Annotated in this window: 32 protein-coding genes, 3 riboswitches and 1 other annotated feature; of the genes, 12 read left to right on the forward strand and 20 right to left on the reverse strand. The window is 39.4% G+C overall.

Annotation, left to right across the window (positions count from 1 at the left end; translation table 11 throughout):
* Positions 1–25: 25 nt before the first annotated feature.
* The 12 genes from OEV98_RS06555 to OEV98_RS06610 all read right to left on the reverse strand — a co-directional run bounded on the left by OEV98_RS06555 (position 26) and on the right by OEV98_RS06610 (position 8,823).
* Positions 26–571: a nucleotidyltransferase domain-containing protein gene (locus tag OEV98_RS06555; protein ID WP_263072423.1), complete on the reverse strand. Its 546-nt coding sequence runs from the start codon at positions 569–571 to the stop codon at positions 26–28.
* Positions 572–662: 91 nt separating this feature from the next.
* Positions 663–791, reverse strand: a complete 129-nt coding sequence (locus tag OEV98_RS06560) for a hypothetical protein (protein WP_263072424.1) — start codon at positions 789–791, stop codon at positions 663–665.
* Complete coding sequence (locus OEV98_RS06565) at positions 778–1,047, reverse strand: hypothetical protein (protein WP_263072425.1); 270 nt, start codon at positions 1,045–1,047, stop codon at positions 778–780. The genes OEV98_RS06560 and OEV98_RS06565 overlap by 14 nt, the downstream gene beginning before the upstream one ends.
* Before the next feature lie 138 nt (positions 1,048–1,185).
* Entirely contained in the window at positions 1,186–2,991 is a 1,806-nt protein-coding gene (locus tag OEV98_RS06570) for a rhomboid family protein (RefSeq protein ID WP_263072426.1), read from the reverse strand.
* 137 nt (positions 2,992–3,128) lie between these two features.
* On the reverse strand, positions 3,129–3,644 hold the full coding sequence (locus OEV98_RS06575; protein ID WP_263072427.1) for a GrpB family protein: 516 nt from the start codon (positions 3,642–3,644) through the stop codon (positions 3,129–3,131).
* A gap of 68 nt (positions 3,645–3,712) precedes the next feature.
* Positions 3,713–4,027, reverse strand: coding sequence for a DMT family transporter (locus OEV98_RS06580; RefSeq protein WP_263072428.1), 315 nt, complete (start codon positions 4,025–4,027; stop codon positions 3,713–3,715).
* The gene (locus OEV98_RS06585) at positions 4,027–4,368 is read right to left on the reverse strand and encodes a DMT family transporter (protein ID WP_317633792.1); all 342 of its coding nucleotides are present in this window, start codon (positions 4,366–4,368) and stop codon (positions 4,027–4,029) included. Before OEV98_RS06585 ends, OEV98_RS06580 begins: the two co-directional genes overlap by 1 nt.
* A 51-nt stretch (positions 4,369–4,419) precedes the next feature.
* Positions 4,420–4,516: riboswitch (guanidine-I (ykkC/yxkD leader) on the reverse strand.
* 63 nt (positions 4,517–4,579) lie between these two features.
* Positions 4,580–5,830 carry an MFS transporter gene (locus tag OEV98_RS06590; protein ID WP_263072429.1) on the reverse strand — a complete coding sequence of 417 codons (1,251 nt, stop codon included), beginning with the start codon at positions 5,828–5,830 and terminating at the stop codon, positions 4,580–4,582.
* Positions 5,831–5,885: 55 nt separating this feature from the next.
* Positions 5,886–6,122, reverse strand: a binding site (T-box leader).
* A 31-nt stretch (positions 6,123–6,153) separates the two neighbouring features.
* Complete coding sequence (locus OEV98_RS06595) at positions 6,154–6,642, reverse strand: ribosomal eL19 family protein (protein WP_263072430.1); 489 nt, start codon at positions 6,640–6,642, stop codon at positions 6,154–6,156.
* A gap of 77 nt (positions 6,643–6,719) precedes the next feature.
* Positions 6,720–7,745, reverse strand: a complete 1,026-nt coding sequence (locus OEV98_RS06600) for a serine hydrolase domain-containing protein (protein ID WP_263072431.1) — start codon at positions 7,743–7,745, stop codon at positions 6,720–6,722.
* 29 nt (positions 7,746–7,774) lie between these two features.
* The gene (locus tag OEV98_RS06605) at positions 7,775–8,284 is read right to left on the reverse strand and encodes a GNAT family N-acetyltransferase (RefSeq protein WP_263072432.1); all 510 of its coding nucleotides are present in this window, start codon (positions 8,282–8,284) and stop codon (positions 7,775–7,777) included.
* The gene (locus tag OEV98_RS06610; RefSeq protein WP_263072433.1) at positions 8,281–8,823 is read right to left on the reverse strand and encodes a nucleoside/nucleotide kinase family protein; all 543 of its coding nucleotides are present in this window, start codon (positions 8,821–8,823) and stop codon (positions 8,281–8,283) included. The genes OEV98_RS06605 and OEV98_RS06610 overlap by 4 nt, the downstream gene beginning before the upstream one ends.
* 242 nt (positions 8,824–9,065) lie before the next feature.
* On the opposite strand from OEV98_RS06610, the gene OEV98_RS06615 reads away from it, so the two are divergent.
* Positions 9,066–9,605 (forward strand): CBO0543 family protein, encoded by a 540-nt coding sequence (locus OEV98_RS06615; RefSeq protein WP_263072434.1) that lies wholly within the window; start codon positions 9,066–9,068, stop codon positions 9,603–9,605.
* A gap of 28 nt (positions 9,606–9,633) precedes the next feature.
* Here the strand turns inward: OEV98_RS06615 and OEV98_RS06620 are convergent, their stop codons facing one another.
* Complete coding sequence (locus tag OEV98_RS06620; RefSeq protein WP_263072435.1) at positions 9,634–11,793, reverse strand: EAL domain-containing protein; 2,160 nt, start codon at positions 11,791–11,793, stop codon at positions 9,634–9,636.
* 119 nt (positions 11,794–11,912) lie between these two features.
* Positions 11,913–12,000: riboswitch (cyclic di-GMP riboswitch) on the reverse strand.
* Positions 12,001–12,204: 204 nt separating this feature from the next.
* Here OEV98_RS06620 and OEV98_RS06625 point away from each other — a divergent pair.
* Complete coding sequence (locus OEV98_RS06625; RefSeq protein WP_263072436.1) at positions 12,205–12,459, forward strand: sigma-G-dependent sporulation-specific acid-soluble spore protein CsgA; 255 nt, start codon at positions 12,205–12,207, stop codon at positions 12,457–12,459.
* A gap of 52 nt (positions 12,460–12,511) precedes the next feature.
* Here the strand turns inward: OEV98_RS06625 and OEV98_RS06630 are convergent, their stop codons facing one another.
* Positions 12,512–12,928 carry a VOC family protein gene (locus tag OEV98_RS06630; protein ID WP_263072437.1) on the reverse strand — a complete coding sequence of 139 codons (417 nt, stop codon included), beginning with the start codon at positions 12,926–12,928 and terminating at the stop codon, positions 12,512–12,514.
* Between the two features lie 728 nt (positions 12,929–13,656).
* Between OEV98_RS06630 and OEV98_RS06635 the strand changes: the two genes are divergently transcribed.
* On the forward strand, positions 13,657–14,625 hold the full coding sequence (locus OEV98_RS06635) for a nuclease-related domain-containing protein (RefSeq protein ID WP_263072438.1): 969 nt from the start codon (positions 13,657–13,659) through the stop codon (positions 14,623–14,625).
* 77 nt (positions 14,626–14,702) lie between these two features.
* On the opposite strand, the gene OEV98_RS06640 is transcribed toward OEV98_RS06635, so the two are convergent.
* A complete protein-coding gene (locus OEV98_RS06640) occupies positions 14,703–15,299 on the reverse strand; it encodes a hypothetical protein (protein WP_263072439.1) in 597 nt (198 codons plus the stop codon).
* A 186-nt stretch (positions 15,300–15,485) separates the two neighbouring features.
* On the opposite strand from OEV98_RS06640, the gene OEV98_RS06645 reads away from it, so the two are divergent.
* Complete coding sequence (locus tag OEV98_RS06645; RefSeq protein WP_263072440.1) at positions 15,486–15,638, forward strand: hypothetical protein; 153 nt, start codon at positions 15,486–15,488, stop codon at positions 15,636–15,638.
* 107 nt (positions 15,639–15,745) lie between these two features.
* Here OEV98_RS06645 and OEV98_RS06650 read toward each other — a convergent pair whose 3' ends face one another.
* A complete protein-coding gene (locus OEV98_RS06650) occupies positions 15,746–16,129 on the reverse strand; it encodes a ribosomal eL19 family protein (RefSeq protein WP_263072441.1) in 384 nt (127 codons plus the stop codon).
* A 490-nt stretch (positions 16,130–16,619) separates the two neighbouring features.
* Here OEV98_RS06650 and OEV98_RS06655 point away from each other — a divergent pair, with 490 nt between their 5' ends.
* The 5 genes from OEV98_RS06655 to OEV98_RS06675 all read left to right on the forward strand — a co-directional run bounded on the left by OEV98_RS06655 (position 16,620) and on the right by OEV98_RS06675 (position 19,870).
* Positions 16,620–16,898, forward strand: coding sequence for a DUF4176 domain-containing protein (locus tag OEV98_RS06655; protein WP_263072442.1), 279 nt, complete (start codon positions 16,620–16,622; stop codon positions 16,896–16,898).
* 135 nt (positions 16,899–17,033) lie between these two features.
* Complete coding sequence (locus OEV98_RS06660; protein ID WP_263072443.1) at positions 17,034–18,371, forward strand: ribonuclease YeeF family protein; 1,338 nt, start codon at positions 17,034–17,036, stop codon at positions 18,369–18,371.
* A 28-nt stretch (positions 18,372–18,399) separates the two neighbouring features.
* A complete protein-coding gene (locus OEV98_RS06665; protein ID WP_263072444.1) occupies positions 18,400–19,131 on the forward strand; it encodes a hypothetical protein in 732 nt (243 codons plus the stop codon).
* A gap of 39 nt (positions 19,132–19,170) precedes the next feature.
* Positions 19,171–19,593, forward strand: coding sequence for a DUF5082 domain-containing protein (locus OEV98_RS06670; RefSeq protein WP_263072445.1), 423 nt, complete (start codon positions 19,171–19,173; stop codon positions 19,591–19,593).
* Between the two features lies 1 nt (position 19,594).
* On the forward strand, positions 19,595–19,870 hold the full coding sequence (locus OEV98_RS06675) for a YwqI/YxiC family protein (RefSeq protein ID WP_263072446.1): 276 nt from the start codon (positions 19,595–19,597) through the stop codon (positions 19,868–19,870).
* 4 nt (positions 19,871–19,874) lie between these two features.
* On the opposite strand, the gene OEV98_RS06680 is transcribed toward OEV98_RS06675, so the two are convergent.
* From OEV98_RS06680 to OEV98_RS06690, 3 genes are all read right to left on the reverse strand, one after another.
* Entirely contained in the window at positions 19,875–20,696 is an 822-nt protein-coding gene (locus OEV98_RS06680) for a hypothetical protein (protein ID WP_263072447.1), read from the reverse strand.
* 152 nt (positions 20,697–20,848) lie between these two features.
* On the reverse strand, positions 20,849–21,268 hold the full coding sequence (gene fosX, locus OEV98_RS06685) for a FosX/FosE/FosI family fosfomycin resistance hydrolase (RefSeq protein WP_263072448.1): 420 nt from the start codon (positions 21,266–21,268) through the stop codon (positions 20,849–20,851).
* Positions 21,269–21,289: 21 nt separating this feature from the next.
* Positions 21,290–21,820: a dihydrofolate reductase family protein gene (locus tag OEV98_RS06690; protein WP_263072449.1), complete on the reverse strand. Its 531-nt coding sequence runs from the start codon at positions 21,818–21,820 to the stop codon at positions 21,290–21,292.
* A gap of 736 nt (positions 21,821–22,556) precedes the next feature.
* Here OEV98_RS06690 and OEV98_RS06695 point away from each other — a divergent pair.
* Positions 22,557–23,492 (forward strand): sigma-70 family RNA polymerase sigma factor, encoded by a 936-nt coding sequence (locus OEV98_RS06695; RefSeq protein WP_263072450.1) that lies wholly within the window; start codon positions 22,557–22,559, stop codon positions 23,490–23,492.
* 223 nt (positions 23,493–23,715) lie between these two features.
* Positions 23,716–24,114 carry a CBO0543 family protein gene (locus OEV98_RS17780; RefSeq protein WP_317633796.1) on the forward strand — a complete coding sequence of 133 codons (399 nt, stop codon included), beginning with the start codon at positions 23,716–23,718 and terminating at the stop codon, positions 24,112–24,114.
* Between the two features lie 95 nt (positions 24,115–24,209).
* Here OEV98_RS17780 and OEV98_RS06705 read toward each other — a convergent pair whose 3' ends face one another.
* The gene (locus OEV98_RS06705) at positions 24,210–24,317 is read right to left on the reverse strand and encodes a bacitracin ABC transporter ATP-binding protein (protein ID WP_263072452.1); all 108 of its coding nucleotides are present in this window, start codon (positions 24,315–24,317) and stop codon (positions 24,210–24,212) included.
* 149 nt (positions 24,318–24,466) lie between these two features.
* A riboswitch (cyclic di-AMP (ydaO/yuaA leader) is annotated at positions 24,467–24,609 on the forward strand.
* A 135-nt stretch (positions 24,610–24,744) separates the two neighbouring features.
* Here OEV98_RS06705 and OEV98_RS06710 point away from each other — a divergent pair.
* A complete protein-coding gene (locus OEV98_RS06710; RefSeq protein ID WP_263072453.1) occupies positions 24,745–26,571 on the forward strand; it encodes an APC family permease in 1,827 nt (608 codons plus the stop codon).
* Positions 26,572–26,659: the final 88 nt, after the last annotated feature.

Genomic DNA, 26,659 nt, shown 5'->3' on the forward strand with positions numbered 1-26,659 from the left:
ATATAGGAAGTGAGGTGCAATGAAATTAACGGAGCAAACTTAATACCTTGTTCTTTAATTCTGTTGGCAGTGATTGCTTTAGCGCTTTTTCTAGTATCGATTTGTGCTTTACTCCGTTCTCCCGTAAGTGATTCTCTAAAAGATTCGCCTTTTCCTGCTTGCCTGGCATCAGGCTGTACAGTATCCACCAATCTTCTAATGCACTTAGGGGAATTTCTATTCCGTTTATTGTTCGGTGTTCAACAATAGAAGCTTCGGTAAATGGTAGTTGGAAGATCCCCTCTTGATGCTCGATTGCAAATCCACCCATCACATCCACGCTTGTTGCTTGAATTTGGAACTTCAAAAATTGCTTAGTACGAAATGGCGGGGTATGGATTGCTTCCTTTGTTGTACCTAAGGTGGAGAGAATTTTGTTTATCGTATGTGCGTGATTTTCTTCTATTAAAATATCAATATCGTTTGGAGCTTCTACTAGTTGATGAAATTTTAGCAGAAGGGATCCCCCAAGTGCCCAGGTAATTTGTTTGTTGTTTAAGTTGTTGGCAATGGTTGATAAGGTGTTTAGCATGGGTGCGCTCCTTTTTATTTATTTCTATCAATAACTATACAGGATTTTTGTAGGGTGGTTGATGGGAGTTATGGATTTTTTTGGGGGAAATTCATTGTTTTTCGGGAACTTCCCCATGAATTTCGGGAACCTCCATTGTTTTTTCGGGAACTTCCTCATGGATTTCGGGAACCTCCATTGTTTTTTCGGGAACATCCTCATGAATTTCAGGAATCTGCATAGTTTTTTTCGGGAACTTCATCTAGAATTTCGGGAATCTCTCCCGTTTTTTCTGGAACTTCCTCATGAATTTCAGGAATCTCCTTAATTTTTTCGGGAACTTCCTCATGAATTTCAGAAATCTCCATAGTTTTTTCGGGAACTTCCCCATGAATTTCGGGAATCTCCTTAATTTTTTCGGGAACTTCTCCATGAATTTCGGGAACCTCCATAGTTTTTCGGGAACTTCTCGCCTTTTTTTCTGGAAACTTCCCCATGAATTTCCGGAACCTCCATACTTTTTTCAGGAACTTCCACATATTTTTCTTGCTATCTCCCTCTTTTTCCCGGACTTCCTCCCGCCACCTCCAATCAAACCACAAAAAAGGTGCATCCCACAAGAATGCACCCTTTCATCACTCCCCATACACATTCCCATTTGCATCCACCAGCCTTTTCGTCAGTAAGACAGGTGCTTGGTTGATGAATGTGCGTTGGTCGAAGTAAATACTGTATTTATTGTTATTAACGAATTCGTTTAGTTTTTCTTTGTTGGATTCATAGTTTCCTAGCATTTCTCCGTAAACATCTATATCGTCGCCTTCTTGTAATGGCGTGGTGCCGGAGTATAGTACTAATGCCTCGTCGCCGAGATAGTTTTGTCCGTCTTGTTTAGTGGATAGGGATAGGATCGTTTTACCGTCAATTTCTTGGATGTTGTAAATTTCTCCGTGAAAATGGATGGTTGTTCCGATATAGTTTTCCGGGTTCTTTTGTAATTCTTTATAATCAATCGTTTTTGCACCGGGGTATTCACTATCGGTATTTTCGTTACTAATATTATCTGGACGTTGCTCGGGCTTTGTTTGTGTTTCTTCTTCCTGTTGAGTGGTGCTTTCTTTATTGGCTACCTTTGCTACCGCGTCCTTCAGATGGATATAGAGCTTTTCAGCGTTCGCGCGATTTACTGTGTCCGGCATGTATTTTGGTAGTGCTAATACGAAAAGGATAATCACAGCTACCAATATGGTTTGAAATGCTGCTAATGGCCAGTTCTTTTTCGCTAGTCGTTTTTGTTCCTGTGGTTGGACAAAAAGGGAAAGAACAAAGCCGCTGGCTAATCCCCAGTAATAAGCGTTGGATGGAAAGCTTGGTGAAACAAAAAGAAAGAATAGGAAAGCGATACTGCCAATGAAAATAAGCATTTTTCTTTTGACGCGAATTTCTTTCTTCCGTTTCAACGCTAACCCTGCATATAGACCAATGAAGCCGCAAATACTTCCAGCCGCACCACCCCAAATGCCTGCTACGGACGTAAGCGATACAGCAATTCCACTAATGATTCCAGTGAGGAAGAACAATGTGGTGAATTTTTTTGCCCCATACATTCGTTCTAGTCCTGGCGCTAAAATGCCGATTGCTACTAGGTTAACCAACAGTGTCAAGGTACCACCCATTTGTACGAAAAGATACGTAGCGAAGCGATACCACTCAGCTGGTGCGGTGTTGGCTGCTTGGAATGCGCCAAATTGCAATGCGGTTTCCGGATCATTTGCACCTGCGCCCTTTACGTATGTGATTATTTGCACGAATAGTATCGCCAAAAGGAGAAGGATCACTGCTGGATAGCGCTTCATATAGGTTTTTATGCCTTTTCCTTTCATTGGGGTAGGCATTTTCGCTTTCCGTAATGCTCCCTTTTTCCCCGACTTTCGGGAGGATGACTTGTTTCCATTGTCGGAAGAATCCTTACTTGCTTTATCATGGCTTTTGCGCAATTTAGTGGTTGCCCGTGCGCTTCTCGATAAACCGACCGCTCTAGCATTCGTGCCAGCCGCCTCATCTTCACTGCCAGCCTTAGCGGATTCCGCGTTACGTGATGGGTGCTTGTTGCCAGAATGATCGGTTCCTCTAGGTTGAGCCGTTATCGCATCACTGCTCGATTGTTCGTCGATGCTATTGATAAAGTTATTTTGATTTCGTACGTAATCCTTTACTTCATATTCTATATAACTTTCGATATCTTGTTCTTTTATATCATGAAACTCATTTTTCGCCTTTAATTCCGCTAACACCTTTTCCTTGAAGCTTGTGAAAAGTGGGTGGTGAAGCTTCCCTGTTTGATCATAAGCATTTTTTAGTAATTGGATGGATTTTGGATTGGCTACAATTTGCTTCTGAATTTCTTCTCTTACTTTTTTTCCTCTTCTACTTTGAAGCATGTTAAATCCCCCGCGATACGAGTAATGTTTAAATCATAACAACCATTATAAAACGAATTCCTCTATTCAGGGGTGGTAATTTTTACCTTTTATCGATTTTTAATATTTGTTATCGTCCTGTCAAAATCGAAATGTACTTATTTTCTTTGGTACCAGGCAACCGCCTTTTTTTCAATCGCTAGCACTAACTGTTCCTTCCCTGCGATATACGCTGCAATATCGGTCGGGAATTGGTTTGCTAATGCTTCTTTAAGTTGCCCATATTGCTTGAGTGCATCGGGATGTGTCCGCAAGTAGTCGCGGAAGGCAAGATGACGGTCGATATTTGGATCGCCTTGTGCATAGATGTGAACATGGTGCGTGCGGTTATCGCCGCCTTTTTGGAAATAACGACGTCGCGGAATTCCGTTTTCTCCCTTTGGTTCATAACCGATTGCCATCATTTCGTTATTGAAGTTATCGACATGGTGGAGATTTTTTACGACAACCATACTATCGATAATTGGTTTCGCAGATAAACCTGGAACCGAAGTGCTTCCAATATGGTAAATATCTATAATTTCCGTGCCAAAAATCGCACCTATTTTATCTGCTTCTTGTTGAAATTTGGCTGGCCAATCATTGTTATATTGGGTAACTTCTACTTTTCTCATCTGTTCACATCCTCTAACTATAGATTATTATGCATTATAATTTTTGACCCGTGCGTTAGCTAATTTTATCAAGAAACAAGCTTCAAACCTACCGCTGCACTTAACACCATTGCAATAAAGAAAACCCGCTTCCAATCCTTCGACTCTCCGTAAAAAAGCATCCCTAAAATGGCTCCACCAGAGGCACCAATTCCCGTCCATATCGCATATGCCGTTCCCATTGGGAGTGTTTTTAATGCAAATGATAATAACAGGAAGCTGCCTGCAAAACCTATCACTAATAAAACAAACGACTGCCAATTACGCTCGATGTTTAGCTGATTCATCATCGCTACACCAAACATTTCAAATAGCCCAGCGAAAATTAACGCAATCCATTCCATCAGGAAGCCCCCCTTTCCTTTTCGTCATCCTCTGTCACTAATTTCAACCCAATGACTCCTACTAATAAAAGCAAAATCAAGAGGATTTTACTCACTTTGAACGGTTCTCCAAAAAATATGATTTCGGCAATAACCGTACCTGCCGTCCCTAATCCAACAAATACCGCGTACACCGTTCCAACCGGTAATTTCCGCCCTGCCATAAGTAAGCCATAAAAGCTGACGGCAATGGCTACAAATGTACCAGTCCAAGTCCAAAAATTATCCGCATGCTTTAAGCCAATGACCCAAAGCACTTCAAATATCGCAGAAATAAACACCTTCATCCAATGAATGTTCATAAACCTAACTCCTCCTCATCAAAAAAAGCCTAAGAGAAAACTGTTATCAGTTTCTCCCAGGCTTTTATCCCTCCGTGTCACAGCAATACTGTGCGTTTTCTCTCGGACCAGACCAACGGATTGTTGCGGAACCCTAGAAAACTTTTTTCCTATATAATTATTTTTACTATTACACAATTCGAGCATTATTTCAATGGTGATATTTGGCACTTTATTGTTCCTTCTGGATATTTTCCGTTATATAAAAGGCTTTTCTGGACGGGAGTATACATAAAACCGCTAGCAAGATGGAAAATACGAGCATCACCATCACACCAATAATGACAACTAATTGGATAGAGGAAAACTGTGCGGCAACACCAATGACACTTATTGCGACGATCAGCAATATCGCCTTGATAATCCCGTACACACTTCCCACTCGCCCCATTATTTCCACCGGTATATTATTTTGATAAAATGTTAAATACCCAGAGTTGGCGAAGGCCATGAAAAAGGCGAGAACGATAAAACCAATCGCTGCACCTGTGAACGAGCTCGAGAACGCATAAATAATATATCCGCCAGCGACAAACAGTGTACCAAATCCTATTAAGCTAGAAGTTTTCATATTTTTTACAACCACGGTATTAACAAGCGCTCCAATCAGCACTCCCGCTCCAGCAAGAGTAACTAAAAAGCCATATGCACTGTCAGTAAGTAATAAAACCTCTTTTGCAAATACTGCCTCCAACGAATCGACCGCACTCGCCATAATGACCATCACTATGTTAAAGAGTAAATAAATTCCTGCCACATACTTATTCCGCACGCTAAAGGTGGTGACTACCTTCCAATCCCTTTTTAAAAGGGCAATGGAGGATGTGTCCCTCTCGACAGATAATACGCTATCCTTTTCTAAATCAGGCATTAACAACATAATCATTCCGGAAAAAAATAACGCAATTGCATTGATGTAAATCGCGAAAATGGGCGTATTCACTAAAAATAGTAGTCCTGCCACTGCTGGCCCTAGCAAAAACGCACCAGAAGTGATTAAGCTATGAAAGGAATTAAATCGCTTCCGATGCTCAATCGGAATTAATTTCGTAATATACACCATCGAGGTCGGCGCAAAAATCGAATTTGCCATATTTATAATAAATACAAAAAAATAAATAAAAACAATCGACGACATAAACGGCAGCATCGCAATTACAAGCGCTCGGAATATATCTAAAAACACAAGCAGCTTCCGCTTATTTATGCGATCAATTAAGCTACCCGACCAAAAATTCGTACAAAGCGTTGCAATCGGCCCAATAATGTACAGCCCAGATACCGCTAACGGAGAGTCCGTCATATGGAAAACTAATAAATTCAATGAGAGAAAATAAATCCACTCCCCCAAATTCGAAACACCAATCCCAAGTAGTAATGTTAACGGATATTTCCATAACGCAAGCCTCTTTTTCCACACCATTGTTGTTCCTCCAATCCTTTTTCCCAACAAAAAAACCCCATCTCCAAGAACTAATCTTGGGGACGAGATTTACCGCGGTGCCACCCCTGTTCATTAATATGTCACCATATTAACCTTACTAGGTATATCCATACCTTCACTCCATAACGGGAGCACCCGCCATACCATCCCCACCCGGTTCCGATACGGTACTCAGAGCCTTGCTTCAATAAAACAACCTTACCCCTTCCTACCAACCGGAGCTCTCTACGAAAGATTCTGTTTTATTTACTCTTCTCTTCCTTGTGTTTTGAAAATATTATATTTTTTTATTGTTTTATAGATTAGCATAGATGTGTGGCGGGGACAATGGTTTTTTGGGAAGTGGTGGTGGTTTTCTGGAATCGTGCGCGGGTGGCGGGAACTGGTGTTGGGTTTTCGGGAATATCCCCGCATATTTCGGGAACTCTACCTGTTTTTTCGGGAACTTTTCCACAAATTTCGGGAACTCCACCTGTTTTTTCGGGAATATCCCCGCATATTTCGGGAACTCCATCTGTTTTTTCGGGAACTTCTCCACAAATTTCGGGAACTCTACCTGTTTTTTCGGGAATATCCCCGCATATTTCGGGAACTCTACCTGTTTTTTCGGGAACTTCTCCACAATTTTCGGGAACTCCACCTGTTTTTTCGGGGACTTTTCCACAAATTTCGGGAACTTCACCTAATTTTTCGGGAACTTCTCCACAATTTTCGGGAACTTCACCTGTTTTTTCGGGAATATCCCCGCATATTTCGGGAACTCCACAATTTTTTTCGGGAATATCCCGCATATTTCGGGAACTCCCCCTGTTTTTCGGGAATCTCCATACATTTTCAGGTATCGTTTCCAGAAACCACCGCCCTCTTTCTACCCTAAAAAATCAATTGCTCGATAAATCTCTCCAATAACCCCTTCTAATTGATGTTTTCCAACATCTGTATTCGTCATGATTATTGCGCCGGATTCTAAATATGGATAGGCTATGAGCATGCATTGAAAACCGATGCCCCAGCCGAGTGAGGATATTTCAAGATTTTGTCCGGTTCCGTCTAGAAATATTCCGAGTCCTGTCCATGGTTTCCCCTGTGCAGTAATCATTTCCTTTGCGTTTATTTTGGATAACCCAGTTTTACTTTCTCCTTTTAAGGCGAATATGAGTTCACTTAATAATCTCGCTAGATCATTCGGGGTTGTCCAAAGTCCGCAGGCTGCTGGATATGGATAGGTTGGATATTTTCCTTCTACCACCTTCCCGTCTGAATTATGCCCACAGGAAAACGTTCGATCACTCAACAGTTGATACGTACTATTTTTCATTTTCAGTGGCTCAAATACGAGTTCTTGCATTACTTCTTCAAAATGTTTTCCAGTAACATCTTCTATTAATTGCTCGATGATACAGAAACCCGCATCAGCGTATTGAAATTCACTAGTTGGTTCATATTTTATTTCAATCGCCTCTGGGCAATAGTCGGTTCTTCCTTCTAGCAGTTCCACCATTGTCGGAATTTCTTTCGTTTCAAGCACACCAAATGCACCATCCGGGTCTATGATACCTGCCTGGTGACTTAATAAAGCCCGCAATGTTACTTTTTTGTTTTTCGTAAAATCATTTTCGCGTACTTTCCAGTTAACTAGTCTTTTATTTACATCCTCATCTAAATGGAGAACACCTTGCTCACAAAGAAGCATCACCGCATAAGCCGTTACCCATTTACTCATAGAGCATGCATGGAAAATAGAATCATTCGTAACATTCTGTTCTGTCCCTGCTTCCAGCACGCCATAGCTTGCCAGATCACTAATTTGTCCGCGTTCAAGTAACGCAATGCTTAATCCGGCAACATTATCGTGCTGCATCTGTTTCGTAATGCTTACATTTTTCAACTTCATCGCTCATCACTATTGTTGTGTACCTTCATCTAGCAGGAAAACACAACAACTTTCCCCTTCCAATGATCATTATTCAGCAGCTTTTCTTCGACTATTTCCCCATTTGGATACTGTGAAATGACTTTTTCCCAAAATATTTGTGCGGCCACATTTCCCTCTGTTTGTTTTATTTCCCATATCCCCTGAAATTGCTCAAACAGCTGGAAAGCAACCTTTTTGCCGACTCCCCTCCCACGGAACTTCCGCATAATAAAGAAATCGCTCACTACATTTGTCTGCTCCGCTGTACTCCGCTTCGTATATTGTTTTGGCACATCAAGGATCAGCAAAGCAAAACCTGCAATCTCCCCATCCACCTTGACTAAAAGCGGGCGACGATAGCTTTCCGTCCATTGGTGGTCAAGGTATTTATAAGAATAAAGGCCGTGTGCCGTTAAAGCATGTCCATCAAATTCACTGCTGTCATAACGGTAAAGTTGTATTAATTGAAAAAGTATTGATTTATCTTCGTATGGAATGGGGGCAAGCGTTACATTCATTGGCTCCCTCCGATTTTCGCGATAATTTGCTTAACAATACATTCCGGTGCTTGTGTGCCATCAATGACAGCATCCGAGTCTCGTTTGATCGTTTGTTCCATTTCTAAATAGCCAATTCTTCCGGCTGTTAAATAAAATTGGATATCCTTTTGGATCTTCTCTACCGAGTCTGTTTCCTGATAATCTCGCAAAATTCGTCTACTAAGTGCTACATCTAATGGAGTGTCTATGAAAATAGCAAAATCAATGAACGGACGCATTTGGTCGTTTTGGTAGGCAAACGGGTAGTCAAGTAGGATGTAGGCGCAATCGTTCCGTAAGGCATGCAGATCATTTACGAACGGGTCCAAGTTCCATTCATTATAATCCGCCCCCTCCTTTACCCAATCAATGATATCTTCGGGAGCGTTTTCAAAATCATAGTCATCAAAGAACAATGCTGCTGCATTTGGAAGTGTAGCCTGTAATTGTTTTACAATCGTGGTCTTACCTCCTCCAGAAAAGGCAGAAATGGCTATAACGAATGGTTTGTCGTTCATTACGTTTCCTCCAAATTCAAGAATATTCCTATTACTCATTATAAACATAATTTCGACATCCAGCATTATTTTGCCTGTTTTCTAGCAAATTCGCGGTCTATTTACAAACCACCACCATTTATGCAAAAAAATCTATTTTTTTAATAAAAATGGAAAAAACTACATAAAATATGGTTAGCACTTTCACGTTCCAAATAATATTTAATTACAAGTTGGTGGTTGCAATCGGCGCGAAGGAAGAAATGCTAGAGCATATTCGAGTATTAGAGGATAAGTTATATAAAATAGAGCTAGATGATTGGATAAAAAATGAGGTCTTTACTTGGGAGTGGTGGATTTTACTTTGTTTCTTCGTGCTTCCTTGGGTGCTCTGGTGGCGTTTGGCAAAACGTGAGGCGTATGTAGAGGCATTTCTTTTTGGGATATTGGTTTTGTTTATTACGACGATACTGGATATTATCGGCCTCCGCTTTAACTTTTGGGAATATCCAACCGTGCTATTACCTGTATTACCAAAAGGGTTTCCATTTGATTTTTCGATGGTTCCGGTTGCCTATATGTTTATTTACCAATACACGAAAACGTGGAAAGCTTTTTCCCTTTTATTATTGGTGATGGCGCTATTATATGCGTTTGTCGGTGAACCATTTTGCCTTTGGACCGACCTTGTGGCTTATGATAAATGGCATTTGCTGAATTCGTTTATCTATTATTTAATTATTGGTATATTCATTCGATATTTCCTATTAAAAATGGTCGCCTATCAAAATAGCTCCGGGTAATGGCCACCCATTACCCGTTTACCCTCTATTAATTCAATCTTTTAATGTATGCAAATCGATCCGTTTTTACTAATTGGCTATCTGGTACGAGCGGATTTTTTTTCATATTTAACGCCAGGCGATTTAAAAGTGGCACTAAATGATTTCGTTCACTTTCAATAGAAGTGAATTCGATACCGTATCGGAAGAGATTTTCTTCGATTTCCTGCTTCCACGCGATATACCCGCATTCGATTACTTTTTTTCCGAGAATTATTGTCTCAAATTCGAGAATGACTTCATGGGTCACAGCAAAGGATAGATGGGTTAGAAAACGTAGTCCACCAATACCGATATCTTCTACTAGCACCTCCGTATTACCCAAGTTCATGTCTTTATTTTTGATTTTCACAATTGTCATTTGTGCACTTAAAGGGAAAAAGAAATCCACTCGAAAATACTTCCGGCGATTTTCTACTGGTACTTCCTTTTTGCCCCCATTTGGAAGCAATATTTTTTTATTAAGTAAGGAAAGAAACTCTGTAGCTGGTACCGGCTTACTATAAATATAGCCTTGAATTTCATCACATTCCTGCTGTTTTAAGAAGTTTAGCTGCTCCGTTGTTTCTACTCCTTCTGCTACAGTTTTTAAACCTAATTCATGGGCTAAATGAATGATGGCTTTTGTTACCGTTACATTGGATGGGCTGTTAATGATATTGCGGATAAAGTACCGATCAATTTTGATAATATCAACTTGAAATTTGGTTAAATAGGCAAGTGAAGAATATTCGATTCCAAAATCATCGATGGCAATTTTGATTCCAAGACTTTTTAACTTTTTAATAGCAGATTCTACGATTGCTTGATTTTCCAATAAGGAGCTTTCCGTGATTTCAAATTCTAACCACTCTGCTTTTGCTTTCGTTTCCTTTAGTAGCTCGATGACATCATTTGTAAATTCCTCTGAAAAAAATTGCCGGGCAGGAATATTTACGGATACCGGCACGAAAGGAACTCCTTCTGCTTCAAAAAATTGAATTTGCTTACACACCGTTCGTAACACATATTTTGTTAATGGCTCAATTAATCCAGTTTCCTCTGCAATCGATATAAATTCACCAGGTAACAGCATCCCCCACTCGGGATGCTTCCAACGCACCAATGCCTCCGCACTCACAATTCGACCCGAATGGGGTTCTACTCGCGGTTGGTAATGCACTTCTAGCATCTTTTCATTAATAGCGACTCGTAGTTCTCGCTCAAGGGAAAATCGTTTATATGAGTAAATGTCCATGATCGGATTAAATACCGTATAATTATTTATCCCTCTTGCTTTTGAACTATAGAGGGCAATATCGGCATTTTTTATAATGGTTTCCACATCTTGCCCATGTTGTGGATAAAAGCTGATACCTATACTCGTAGTTACAAAAAATTCATGTTGATTAATGCAAAAAGGGTCATTCTCCATACTTTGGATAATGCTTCTCGCCAGCGTTTGGACAGCATTTTTATCTAAACGATCATCCATTAGAACCGCAAATTGGTCGCCACCCATCCGCGCAACAAATCCTTTATCGTCAACAACATTTACTATTCGTTGCGAGATTTCTTTGATTAGTTGGTCCCCGAGGCTGTGTCCGAATGTGTCGTTTATATTTTTGAATCGATCCACATCAAAATAGATTAATGAAAACTCTTTTTGATTTGCTATAGAATGCTCCCATAATTGTGAAATCCTCTTTTCAAAATAACTTCGATTAGGAAGATTGGTTAAGGCATCATGTAAAGTGACATGCTCCAGTAGTTGTTCATTCTTTTTCTGGTTTGTAATATTCGTCACATAACCAATGATTCCATCTTGGTAAGGAGATACCCGAACCTCTAACCATTCCTGCGTAGGCTCAAAATATTCTTCAAAGAAAAACTCCCTACGCTCCACCATTGCTTTTCTATAAAAAAATTCAAATTTCGTATCTAGAATTGCCGGAAACACTTTCCAAACACTTTTTCCAATAATTTCGTGGCGAGTTTTCCCAATATTATATTCCAATTGTTTATTGACATAAAGAATGTTCCAATTCCTGTCCAATTTAAAAAAACCATTCATCATATTTTCCAAAATGGCTTCACTTGGTGGTAAGAAAATTTCATCGGTACGAGTTTCTTTTGGAATTTTACCGAACGATTTTTTAAGTATATTCATAATTGCTTATCACCTTATACCTTTTCAGCTTTTTATTTTTTTGGAAAATTATAAAAAACCAATAAAAAATGGCTCCCTCACACCCGAGTAGCCACTGAAAAATATAGGTTGATTGTGCTATCGGTAGCTGGCTGACATAGGAAAAAAATTCCGTTAGTCCCTGTAGCTTTGCGTCCCCACCTTTTGATGGGTTTGCCTTTATCGAGAGAATATCCTTTTCTTTGAATTATAGGAAAAATTGCCTACAAAATCAATAAAAAACCGATTTTACAGAAGATTCGACTTGTTAAGAGTAGTCAATTTTTCCTATTTATGATGTTCGTAACGCAGGATTGCACTGCTTTCAGTAAGAATTATTTTCTTTTTTCTGCAAAGAATATAGTAGGTAATATCATTTTAGGAGGAGCATTCATGGAACAATCACTCGGTTATTTACGCGAAATTTTAGCTGCACATACAGAGGATGATGTTGTTGGAAAAAAAATTTATCAACGGATCCGAAATCGTGACTACAAGGACGAGCATCAGTTTGTGATGGAGCTATCACAGGAGGAAAGCACGTATTTAAACCAAATATTAAAGGAAGCAATTGACTATTCCCGCCAGGAGCAGGATTACGAGCGAATGCAGCAGTTGAATGATGTGTACGAGCAGTTATTTGTTTAGTTGGGGTTTCAAAGGAAAAGGTGCATTTCTCAACGAAACGCACCCTTTTTTATTACTTTGCCCCAAAGTATTCTTTGTAGGTCGGACTTAATTCACTCCAAACGTCAAATATGTTTCCGTCTGGATCGGCGAAGACAAAATTATGTCCTGGATGGCCACGGTCCTCCATTTCACCGACGTTTACCCCATTTTCCGCTAATGTTTTATGTAGTAGCTCTAGCTGATCATAGCCATTCACTTCAAATGTCATGGAAAACTGCTCGTTGCCACGAAAATCCTTGAATCCCAGCTTTTCTCCGGGTGCAGCTTTCACAAGAAAAAAGCTTTGATTCGCAAAATCAAGAATTGCTTTGTCCTCGTCACGATAATTTTCTATCGCTCCTAGCTTTTCTTGGTACCAGATTGAGGAAGCTGCTGGATTGGATACTGGAAGGTAGGTTGTTCCTACTCGTTTAATGATGGTTTTCATTTTCGTTTCTCCTTTGTTATTTTTTTTCTGGGAATTGGATTGCTAGTTTTTAAGATTTTTTATGTGAGTGACGCTTGGGTTTTCAGGAAATTCCACGGTTTTTTCTGAAAAGTGATGTTCAGTTTTCTGGAATTTCCCTATTTTTTTCTGGAAGTTGCGTTGGGTTTTCGGGAATCTCCCCGTTTTTTTCTGGAAGTTACCCGAGGTTTTCGGGAATCTCCTCGTTTTTTTCGGGAAGTGACACCGAATTTTCGGGAATCTCCCCGTTTTTTTCTGGAAGTTACCTGAGGTTTTCGGGAATCTCTTCGTTTTTTTCGGGAAGTTACCCGAGTTTTTCGGGAACTGCCTTGGTTTTTTCTGAAAAGTGATGTTCAGTTTTCTGGAATTTCCCTATTTTTTTCTAGAAGTTGCGTTGGGTTTTCGGGAATCTCCTCGTTTTTTTCGGGAAGTTACCCAAGTTTTTCGGGAACTGCCTTGGTTTTTTCTGAAAAGTGATGTTCAGTTTTCTGGAATTTCCCTATTTTTTTCTGGAAGTTGCGTTGGGTTTTCGGGAATCTCCTCGTTTTTTTCTCACAGGGGCATCCCCATTTTTTGGAACCTCCCAACCATTTCCGAGAGCTTACCCGCTTTTTCCTCCTAAAAATCTACCATTTTATCAACCCAATCTACTAGATTTTTCACCACTCATATTGTAAAATAATTCTAAATAAATAGAAAGGGGTTGTTTTATGAACGTTAAACCGTATGAATTGCCTGCTGATGTTTGTAAGTATGGGGCTTTAAATGGGCGACTGATTAGAAGTCATAAGTTGAAGGCTGCTATTAGCGCTGAGTTTAAGAAAATGATGGCAGGGCAGCATGGGGAGAAGGAATTGTATTATCATTTGCAATATCTTCCTTACGATAAGTTTTTTATTTTACATGATGTTCGCTTAGTAGAGCATGGTCGTGTGTTTCAGATGGATGTAATTGTTTTTACTTCTGGAAGAGTGTTTATTTTAGAAGTGAAGAATTTTAAAGGCTTTATTTTTTTTAATGAAATTTCCCAATTAGTTCACCAAAGAGAGGATGGAAGTGAAGAGGTTTACAATAATCCCGTCACCCAGGTTGAAAAGCAAAAATTGCAGCTACAAAGCTGGCTAGCCCAAAATGGGTTACCCGCAATTCCGATCGAGACATTTGTTGTTATTGGAAATTCCACGAAATTTCACCCTACGAAAAATCAATTTTCTAAATACCTTCATAAAATTATTCCAATATCGAATATTCATTCCGTCATTGTAGAAACATGTAATAAATCCAATCGGCCGATTTTAAATGGAAACGGCATTCAGCAGCTATCCACCACCTTCCTATCATCCCATATTCCATTAGAGCGTGACCTTTTAAGTAAATATAATATTTCCAAGAATGACCTACTCACAGGTGTACAATGCCCAAATTGTGCTGCATTGCCCATGAAGCGCGTACATGGTAAATGGGTTTGTCTGCACTGCCAGCATGAGGGGAAAATGGATTTCGTTCATGCGTTAAATGATTATTACTTACTAATTGACGAATCGATTTCGGTGAGACAAGCAATGGAATTTTTACATGTTCCTTCTGATCATGTCGTTACATATATGATGCAAAAAGCGAAGTATAAGCGAGTGGGTCGCACGGCGGGGAGTCGGTATGTACTACGATATGTTAAGTGAATGAGTCTAATGAAAAAATAGCTCGTTCAATCTATTGTTGTTCGAGCTATCAAGTATATTTTATGAATGAGATTTTACTAATTTCCTTTTTTCCACATCATTACCACTTTAATTAAAATAAATTGTAAAAATGGGATTGATACAAATTTGATTACAGCTTCCACTGGATAAGCTAACAAAAATAAAAGTAACCACCCAACAGATCGAATAAAACTATCATCGCCCATATTTTTATCAAAAAAATAATCCGATAAACCAATATTTAAAAAGGTGGAGCAAACAGCAAAACTAACGAGTCCACTAATCATATACAAAATAAATTGTATCCTAATAATATTGCTGGTTTCCTTTGAACCTCGACGCTTTTCACTTTTTGCAATTGCTACTCGACTTAATGATAGGTCATCATCTGTTTCTACTGGAATGCTTTTATCATTTTTACTATTTCTACGATTTTCCAAATATAGCAAAATAGCAGTGATAATACATAAGATAATAATATTTGGAACAAATAAATCCATCCATAAACCTTCAAATAGCTCTTCTATTAGTTCTAATAAAAAAGAAGGTATAATTGCAATAACAAGAAAACCTAAAGCATAGCCTAAACATCCAGGATTCCTATTAGAGCTCACATAATTCCCAATCATTGCTGACCAAAAAACATTCCTCATGTTCCGTTAACTCCCTTATGGTGACTTTTTATGGCATACTATTTCAATATAATATAAAACGTACACTTGTGGATATAGCAGTATTTTCCATTTAAAAACATGTAATAATTTTTTGAGATTTATTCCTACGTTGTTTGTAGAGTAAATTTTTCCTTTTTACACACTCTATATTTGGAGGTGATAAAAGTGGAAAACCAAAATCAGCAAGGGAACAATCAGCGTGATAGCCAAGAGGATAACGGACTGTTTAACAAAATTGGTGAAGCGATTGAAAATGCGATTGATTCCGTTACTGGAAAAAGTGATGGCCAACCTAAAGATCGAAATAATAGCAAATGAGGGTTGTATAATAACGCCATAATTGTGGCGTTTTTTTATGGGTGGATATTTCCGTTTTTTTTTTAGGAATTCTAATTTGTGTTTTGCGGAGTTTTCTTTCCCGAAAGCTATTTTTGTTTCGGGAATTTGTTGTGGTTATTTGGGAATCTATAGTATTTTTCGGTGAACTTCCTCTCTTTTTCGGGAACTCCACCCACTTTTTCCGGAACTTCCTCCCTTTTTTCGGGAACTCCACCCACTTTTTCCGGAACTTCCTCCCTTTTTTCGGGAACTTCTACGCTTTTTTCGGGAACTTCCCCACTTTTTTCGGGAACTTCCCCGCTTTTTTCGGGAACTTCCCCGCTTTTTTCAGGAATCTCCGACATTTTTTCGGAAACTCCACCCACTTTTTCCGGAACTTCACCTCTTTTTTCGGGAACTTCCTCCCTTTTTTCGGGAACTTCCTCCTTTTTTTCGGAAACTTCCCCGCTTTTTTCGGGAATCTCCGACATTTTTTCGGAAACTCCACCCACTTTTTCCGGAACTTCCTCCCTTTTTTCAGGAACTTCCCCACTTTTTTCGGGAACTTCCTCCTTTTTTCGGAAACTTCCCCGCTTTTTTCGGGAATCTCCGACATTTTTTCGGAAACTCCACCCACTTTTTCCGGAACTTCCTCCCTTTTTTTGGGAACTTCCACGCTTTTTTCGGGAACTTCCGACATTTTTTCGGGAACTCCACCCACTTTTTCCGGAACTTCACCTCTTTTATCGGATACCTCCGCCCTTTTTTCGGGAAGCACTCCGTTCTCTTTTCTGGAACTCTCCCCATTTTTTTCAAGAATCCCCAACATTTTTTTATGGAACCCCACTCCCCAACTTTTTTCCTACACCCTCCTTATCATAATTTTCAAAACTAGTGCAAAATACTCTACATTTCTTGTTTGGTTATCGTTATAATAAAAAAAATAAACTAGGGGTAATATGACGTTGGGAGGTTTCGTTTGTGGATCAGTTGTTGCCGAATGGTTCGATTGTATTATTAAAAGGTGGGAATAAGAAGTTGATGATTTATGGGAGGAAGCAGCTTTTGTTGATTGATGAGGCTGGGAATCCTGTGGAGGAAGGAAGAATGTTCGATTATTTAGGTGTGCCTTATCCAGAAGGCTATATTAGTCCGGAGTATTCCTTTGTTTTTAATCATGATGATATAAGGGAAATTATTTTTAAAGGGTACGAGAATCAGGAAGAGGCGGAGTTTCAAGAGGTGTTAAGTAGGACGTAATGTTTGGACATCCGATTCTTCACTAAATATGTGTTTCTTAAATTAGAAAGTTGAATATTTTATCAAATAGATTGCTTTATTGGAATTTTTTTAGAAAAGCCAATCGCTTTATTGGTTTTATCGGGGAGGATTCACATGAAGGTATTAGATGTGAATAATTTATTTTCAAGTGTCGATTATACAGTGTCAGAAATTGGAAAGGTTCAGTCGCAATTGACCACCGTTTTGAAGGCTGTGGATGGGATTATTTCGTTAGAGGGGTCGTTGGATGGGAAGGGTGGTTTGGCGATTCGTTCGTTTTATACAGAGTCCCATTTGCCGTTTTTAAAATTTTTCTTTGATTTGCTTGAGGAATATAAGCAGACTTTGCAAAACTTGAAACAGGCGGTCAGTTCCTATGAGCCGGAAACGAGTGGCTATGTAAAGCAGGATTTTTTGGATGGGGCGGCAGAAAATGGCTTGAACCATGCGAAAAATATTACGGATGGTTTAACAGATGATGCAAATGCGGTGATTAACAGTGTCTCCGATATTGTTTCATTACCACAGCTTAACCAATCGGAACTGATTAATCAGGTGCAAAATGGGAAACGTGAATTGACAACTACGATTGATAATTTATATACTCTCGATTCGAAACAAACAAGTGCACTTTCTTCGATTCACCAGGATACCCTCACAATGAAAAACTACATCTCTGACATTCAATCCAAATTTAGTACTGGTGCTATTAGCATTGCCAATTATAATGGCCAAACATTACAGTCAATCCCTGCCTACCATACCATTCTCGCTACGCAAGCCGACGCAACGGAGGAAGTAGAGGATCCAACTGGTGTTAGCTTTAATCCGATGGCAGCGTTTGATGGTCCGAGTGATTGGGTTGGAATGAGTACGGAGGCAGTTGCTTTTTACCAGCTGTTTGGAAATGTTAGTGATGGTTTTAAAATTGTGAAGCATACGACACCTGGCGGAAAGCTACAATACCGGGTGTACGGGCCGGAAACGGTTGGTATTGGCAGACCTCGTAATCCAGCGAATCCAAGAAGAACGTACAAAATTTATGATGCCGATTATATTAAAAATCACGGTAGTAATTTAAAGGTGAATGAATACATTCGTCCAGGTGCTGGTGCAGTTAGTGCCTTAAGAAGTAAAGCCGGTTGGGCTGGTGTTGCCGTTGAGACGGTAATGAATGCGAAGGAAAACATTGATAATGGTGAGCCATTCCGTAATATTGCAGTAGATGCTGGTGTCGACGTTGGTGTTGGTGCCGTATCACTTGCCGTTGGTGGAGCTGTGACAGCTGCAGTTGTTGGAACACTAGGTGCCCCAGTTTTAGTAGGTGCAGCCGCTGGTGTATTAGCTGGTATTGTTATCACGTCTGTTTTAGACGGAATTGAAATTAACGGGAAATCTGTTAGCGATCATATAAAAAGTGGTTTACGAACCGTAGCTGGTTGGTTCAGCTAAACTAGTCTTTGGAAAATAGGGTGAAAACATGCGAAAACTTGACGAAAACATTAAATACAATAATCTATCAACATTTCAAAAAGGTCATTTAACTCCCCCACCTGCATTAGGTATCAAAGGCTCGATTGCGTTGTTTACCTTTATTGTTTTAGATCTCATGTGTCTCCTACCAATGCTGGCAGACCCGTTTATGCCAATGTTTCTATGGCTTGTTTTGCCTGTAATTTTGCTAGTCAATCTATGGGCAATTTCCTTACTCGTGCGGAATGTGTATTCGATTCAACTGGAGTCTGTACTATTTTTAGGAGCATTCAGTGCTGTTGGTGCATATAGCTTTTTCGTTTTAGTTCAAAAGTTTGCCTATTATGTAGTAGGTATGCAGTCCCCAGTGTTCCTTATCGTATCACTGCTAATCGTTTTATTAACGGTAATTTATTTTGTTTTATATTACGCGAAAAAAGTAGCAGCGACAGAAGACAGCAGCGTCAACAAGGAGCGCACGATTTGGTCTATTGCTTTTTCCGGACCTGCCCTTGGGTATATTTTGTATCAAACAATCATTGAGGATTCCCCATTTTTCAATCACTTTTTGATTGTCGTGTTCTTCCTTTTTGCGTTATTTTTCCTATATATTGCGGTGAAGTTTTTCCATAAATATTTGTTTATGAAAACTAATTACCATTTAGTAAATTTCCATGAACCTGCCAAGAGTGAGCAGAAGCAGTTTCGGGCGAAAGGAAAGACGATTCAAATTAAGTAGGCGTTCATTTATAAGTTTATAAAAAAGTGGTGAGTAGAGATGTCCTTAGCTAGTATTAATGCGCAAATTAGGTCTACGAAAAATACAATCTATTATTTAAACGGTCAGCTCGATCTGCGACAGGAGGAGTTACGCAGACTACAGCAGGCGCAATCGAAGCTGAATGATTATAAAAGTGAGTTCCAGCATAACGAACATTTCATCCTAGAGCCAAAGCTGACCGCAAAAACTTGGCATGGTCAGTTAGCGACCGATTACGACTCCTTTCGGGAAGGAGACTTGCTTTCCAGTTACAAAAACATTTACCAAACCCAATTAGGTAGCGTCTTATCTGAAATTAGTAGCGAAATACGTGCATTGCAAAATAAAATTGAGCAATTAGAGGCTTCGATAGAATCGAACGAGCGAAGATTAAGTGATCTATACGAGGCAAGAAGACGAGAACTGGAGGATGATGACTGAGATGGCTGAAATAAAAATGGAAGAGAGCGCCGTTGAAAGTGCATTATCAGCACTACGTACCTCTGCCCAAGCATTGGAAGCCGACTTCACAAAGGATGCCGGAGATAATGTCCTTTCTTTAGTGAATAAATTAGAAGAAATTAATACAACACTAAATAGCGTATTACGCTCTTACCAGGCTTTGCTGCTGCAAAATGAAGCTTCGACAAAGGATGCAGTGGAAGCATTGAAGGAAACCGATCAGCAGTTGGCTACTGGGTATCGGCAAGTTCGATAGGATTTTAGTATGAGAGATAAATAACGCCCACTTTCGGTGAGAAGTGGGTTGGAAGTTGTATTGGATGATAAGACGCCTGGATGTGGCGTTTTTTATTTTGGGTGGAGTTTTTCGAAGGGGCGGATACTTCTTCTTTTTTTGGGAAGTGTGCTTCTTTTTGGGGAGTGTCACTTGATTTTCGGGAACTGTCCGCGGTTTTCAGGGACTGTCCCGCGGTTTTCGGGGACCGTCCCGCGGTTTTCGGGAACTTCCTCACATATTTCGGGAACTCCACCGGATTTTTCGGGAACTTGCCCGCAATTTTCGGGAACTCCACCTCATTTTTCGAGAACTTCACCACATATTTCGGGAACTCATCCTCTTTTTTCGGGAACTTCCCCTCATTTTTCGGGAACTTGCCCTCATTTTTCGAGAACTTCCCCTCATTTTTCGGGAACTCGCCATCTTTTTTCGGGAACTCCCCCTCACTTTTCGGGAACTCATCCTCTTTTTTCGGGAACTCATCCTCTTTTTTCGGGAACTCATCCTCTTTTTTCGGGAACTCATCCTCTTTTTTCGGGAACTCATCCTCTTTTTTCGGGGACTTCCCCTCACATTTCGGGAACTTGCCCGCAATTTTCGGGAACTCATCCTCTTTTTTCGGGAACTCATCCTCTTTTTTCGGGAACTCATCCTCTTTTTTCGGGAACTTCCTCACATATTTCGAGAACTTCCCCTCATTTTTCGGGAACTCCACCTCATTTTTCGAGAACTTCACCACATATTTCGGGAACTCGCCCTCTTTTTTTCGGAAACTTCCCCTCACTTTTCGGGAACTTGCCCGCAATTTTCGGGAACTCCACCGAATTTTTCGGGAACTCATCCTCTTTTTTCGGGAACTTCACCACATTTTTCGGGAACTTGCCCTCATTTTTCGAGAACTTCCCCTCACTTTTCGGGAACTTGCCCGCAATTTTCGGGAACTCAGCAAGCTTCTCCTCAATCGCCCATATTATCGACTACCTCATATGTTGCTAGTCTTTCTTCTAATGTCCCCGTATGTAGTTCAAATAAATTATTATCATAATCATAGAAGTAAATAGAGTAGCCTTCTCCATTAATGCGAGGACGTGGTGGCAGCATTTCCAGATTCCATGCTTGTATTTTATGTAAATACTGCTCGATTGCGTCCGCACTAATTTTGAAAGCAATATGATGATAAGTTCTATTTACTATTTCTTTATTTTCCATCACAGCAATCCATTGCCCAGCAATTATGAAAAATTTTTCTTTTGCTATGGAATGGGGTTTGTTTTTGCTATCATAAACTTCTTTTGCATCAAAAATTTCTTTGTACAATGCCGAAGTTTTTTCTAAATCTTGTACGATAAAGGTGATGTGACTAATAGCTTCTATCAATTCCACTCCCCCTTTTCCTTGTTATTTTACACGATAATATAATTCCGCAAATTGCTTGAAACGGCGAACGTCTACCAATTCTAATTTTGTATCTTGATTGCTAGGAGTAAATAACGGGATGCCTTTGCCAATAATTGTCGGTGCGATTTGAATGATGAATTCATCGACTAGCTTTGCTTGTAACATTGGATTCAAAACTTCTCCCCCGCCAACCATCCAAATTCGCTTACCCTCTTGTTCCTTCAGTTTTTTCGTAAAGCTTACTATGTCATCGTTGATGAATGTGACATCTTCATTTTGGGCAGTCATTGTTCGCGAAAATACATAGCATTCCTTTCCCTTATATGGGAATTCGTTTGGGGAGAGAATTAAAATTTGCTCATACGTTTTCCTACCCATCAATATCGTATCGACCGTGTCATAGAACTCAAAATACCCACTTTCCTCTTCACCTTCCGTTCCTAGCAACCAATCCAACGAATGGTCCTCGCGGGCAAGATATCCATCGACACTAATTGCTCCGTAAAATACTACGTTTCTTTGATTACTCATATATATCAGATCCTTTATATTAAAAATTATTATTTATCGTTTGTTATTACTATCTTTGACAAAATTGTGGAGTTTCCTGCTTGTTTTGAAAGATTTTTGCGGAAAATGCAGTGTTTTTAAAGTGGGTAGTTGTAAGAATGATAGAAATTCTTTGTGATTATCACTATACTATAGAAAAGTAGCTTGTATCTAACTCTAGTAATTTGTGAATGATAGATGGGTGTCGGGGATTGATGCTAGGATTTTGGGAATTTTCCCTTATTTTTTGGGGAAGTGTGGGGCAGGTTTCGGGAACTCCCTCTTTTTTTCAGGGAAGTGCGACTCCGTTTTCGGGAAAATTCCTTTGTTTTTCGGGAAGTAGAGCTCCGTTTTCGGGGACTTTCCTTTTTTTTTCGGGAAGTGGGAATCCGTTTTCGCGAAATTTCCTTCTTTTTTCGGATGCCTGATTTGTTTTTCGGGATCTTCCTCCCTTTTTCGAGAAATGGGACTCCGTTTTCGGGAACCCCTCCTTTTCTCGGGAAGCGTGACTTGTTTTCTCTTCTCCTTTTCTAGAAGCGTGGCCGATTTTTCTAGAAGGAAACTAGTTTTTTCCCGCAACCCCATTCGTACTTTTTTAAAACTGCTAGAAACCACTTACCTATTCCCAACAAAACACCTATAAGTTTTTTTGAAAACACCCGTATAATTTTGCAGCCTTCAACCGTTTTATTTAAGTACTATAATGGGAGGGGATTTTTTGAAAGAAACCGTAACTATTCATTCAGCCATTGAGAAGACTCGAAGTGCGAGGAATCTTTTCGATGAAATTATGTCTGAGTATTGTGCCGATTTGTGGAATTATTGTAGATATATTACAGGGTCGCCTTGGGATGGGGAGGATTTGTACCAAGAGACATTGATTAAGTCATTCGGGCTACTTCCAGCGCGTTGGAGTGAGATTACAGATAAGAAGTATTATCTGTTTCGGATTGCGACGAATGGTTGGTTGGATTTGTGTCGGAAGCGAAAACGGGAAGTTGGTACGCTGGAGGAAATTCCAGATACTCCTGTTGATTTTTCGGAGAGTTTATTATTAGAAGAGGTTTTAGAAATGTTGGCGGCGAACTTGACTCCGAAACAGACGGCAGCATTTCTTTTGATGGATGTATTTCAGTTTAATGCAGAGGAAGTTGCTGGCATTGTTCAAAGCACAACTGGTGGAGTGTATGCCTCCGTGCAGCGTGCAAGAAAGCGAATTGCAAATTTGGATTTCGCAAAACCAAAGGCTGTAGTGCTTTCTACTAAAAACAGAGCGGTAATTCAGGCATATTTACAAGCCTTTAATTCCGGTGATTTGAATGGGATGCTGCAATTATTTAGTGAACAAGCACATAACGAGGCATTTCTTGGGTTTCAGGAATTTTCGAAAGAGGAAATGCGTAAAGGTTCGCTTCAGTTTGGATTACCTGGTCACACTGCTCAGGAAGTGGTTCTTTGGGGTAAACCGGTGATCATTGTATTAGCAAATGATACGAACGGTCCTGCGATTCATGATATTCAAATTCAAGAAATCGAAAATGGGAAAATTGTCAGTCATAAAAGTTATTTTTTCCGAAAAGAATTAATTCTAGCTGCAGCAAAAGAGCTTGGAATGCAGGCACAAATGGTCAAGCCTCCTTTGGATTGGAGCTAAAGTGTTTACGGGATAGCGATGGTTATCCCTTTTTTATTTTCCTAGAAAAAGGGCTCGTATACTTTACCGTTATTTCCGCATACTACCTATGTGAGTAAGGGAACATGGAGTGCTTTTTTAAAAGAAGGTGACGAACATAAGAAAGAAAAATGAACTTATTATATTACGCTCTCTTTTTGTTTTTGGAATCGCTTCCTTTTTTCATTTTGTTCGAAAACCACCGATGAAGGACTGGCTAATAATTTTTCTTTTAAAAAGCTATGTTGCTTCATTTCTCGATACACTTATTGTAAAAAAAGGGTATATTAAGTACCCCGTAAATTTATTTAAAAGCTTCAACATTAGCGTGTTGTTTAGCTATTTAATTTACCCTGTTACATGTATTTATTTTAGCCAAGTGACAAAAAATGCAAAACTGCCAAAAATATTGCTTGTTAATTTCTTATTCACTCTTCCTTCTACTTTGGTAGAATCATGGTTGGAAAAAAATACTCGATTAATCGAATATAAAAAATCCTGGACTTCCTTTCATAGCTTTGCTTCTATTTTTAGTACGACATTGATTGTCCGGCTATTGTTACTGGCGATTCGAAGGGTGGTAGAGGATGATAGAGAGGGTTAGAGAATATGGATGGGATGATGGACATTTTTTGATCAGTAATTTTATGGAACGAAAATCCCTCAAAATAGCCCCAATTTTCCTTCCCCTCACGTATCCTACTCCTCCACTTGTTCCTCCTTTGGTTCGCCATACTGCTCTGAAATTTCTTCTGCAATTTGATCTAAAAACTCATCTGTTATAATTGGTTCCTCTTTCTTCGACACAATCCATACCTCCGTATTTATCGAATTTCATAAAAAAGATTTCTCTTTACTTTTTCCTTACAAAAATATTGATGATTTATGTTGAAAAATATTTCATTTTGCTAATTTACATCTTCACAAAATGGGAGTAATATAATTTTTGTTTCATAGTTCTTATATCGCTGAAACATTATGTACGGGGGAACCATTAAGTGGATTAATTTCTTAATCCTGGGGTGAATCCTTTTTAGGTAGGGCTACTCAAAGGCCCGAATCCGACAGCTAACCTCGTAAGCGTATCTTGAGAAGGAAGGTGGATCAAGTGATTACTATTACATAATTTCTACAGCCTAAGTTTATTTGGCTTGTAGACTTTTTTTATTTCTTCGGTTTTTATTTTTTCCAATGGGGAAAATAATTATTAATTTATCACTAGAAGGTGAATTCTTTGGTGTCGACAGTAAAAAGGTTTCTGATTGGGAAACCGTTAAAATCAACTGAATTAGGGGAACAAAAATTAACGAAAACGAAGGCACTCGCGATACTTTCCTCTGATGCGTTGTCGTCTGTTGCCTACGGTCCAGAACAGATTTTGCTAGTGTTAGTAACTATTGGTTCGATTGCTTTATGGTACTCGATTCCGATTGCTATTGGGATTCTTATTTTACTTACCGCGCTGATTCTGTCGTATCGGCAAATTATTTTTGCTTATTCCCATGGTGGTGGCGCATATGTCGTATCTCGGGAAAATCTCGGGGCAAAACCTGGATTAATTGCTGGTGGTTCCTTATTAGTTGATTATATTTTAACCGTTGCCGTAAGTGTCTCGGCCGGTGCAGATGCGATTACTTCCGCTTTTCCTGCATTGCATGACTGGAAGGTAGCCATTGCTGTCGTGTTTGTCATTTTTATTACCGTTTTAAATTTACGAGGGATTACCGAATCCGCTTCGGTGTTAGCCTACCCTGTCTATTTATTTGTTTTGGCATTGCTAATTTTAATTGGTACTGGGCTATACCAAATTGTAACTGGAGCAGTTCCATCTGATTTACATGCATCTATTGGTACACCAGTTGCAGGCATCTCACTATTTTTATTATTAAAAGCTTTTACATCGGGTAGCTCTGCTTTAACTGGCGTCGAAGCAATCTCTAATGCGATTCCGAATTTTAAAGATCCCGCTCCGAACAATGCAGCGAAAACATTGACGGCAATGGGAATCATTTTAGCCATCCTGTTTTCCGGAATAACATATATTGCTTATTATTTTGGGGTTACCCCTTCGGAGACAGAAACGGTAGTTTCCCAAATTGCATCCGAAACATTTGGACGAAATTGGATGTACTATTTCGTTCAAGGGACAACTGCATTGATCTTAATTCTTGCAGCAAATACAGGGTATTCAGCTTTTCCATTATTAGCTGTTAATTTATCTAAAGATAAATATTTGCCAAGGATGTTTAATAATCGTGGGAATCGTCTCGTGTATTCAAATGGCATACTCACACTTGCGGTTGCAGCAATTCTATTAATTATTGTATTTAACGGAAATACCGAGCATCTCATCCCGCTTTATGCCGTTGGCGTGTTTATTCCATTCACGCTATCACAGACTGGCATGATGTTGAAATGGCTAAAAGAAAAACCGACAGGCTGGGTATCGAAGTTTACGGTAAATACTTTTGGTGCGTTCATCTGCTTTATCGTGACCATGATGTTCATCATTACAAAATTCGCCCAAGTTTGGCCAGTATTCATCTTTTTACCAATTATTGTATCATTTTTCTATAAAATTAGAAAACATTATGACACGGTTGGCGAACAATTGCGGGTAAGTGCGGACGAGGATGTTCCAGAAATTGAAGGCAATATTATTATCGTACCTGTTTCTGGTATTACACGAGTGGTAGAACATTCGCTTAATTATGCGAAATCCCTTCATGCAAGTCAAATTATCGCAGTTTATGTTGGATTTGACCGTGAAAGTATCATAACATTTGAAGAAAAATGGAAAAAATTACACCCAGATGTGCGCATTGTTACATTGTATTCCTACTATCGAAATATTGTCGGCCCACTCGGGAAATTTGTTGATTTAGTAAGCCATAAGGCAGAACAGAGTCACTATAGTGTAACAGTCGTCATTCCACAATTCATTCCGAAAAAAGGCTGGCATAATATGTTGCATAACCAAATGAGCTTAATGGTCCGGGAATTCTTGTTGCATAAGAAAAATGTTATTGTAAGTACGGTGCCTTATCGGTTGAAGAAATAAGTATAGATTTTATGCTTCGGTAATTATTTAAAGGTTATTAGAGGCTGCTCTTGAATGGTAGGTTTTTGTTGCCGTTTGGGGGCAGTTT

The organism is Perspicuibacillus lycopersici, assembly GCF_025660475.1.
Classification (GTDB): Bacteria; Bacillota; Bacilli; order Bacillales; family Caldibacillaceae; genus Perspicuibacillus; species Perspicuibacillus lycopersici.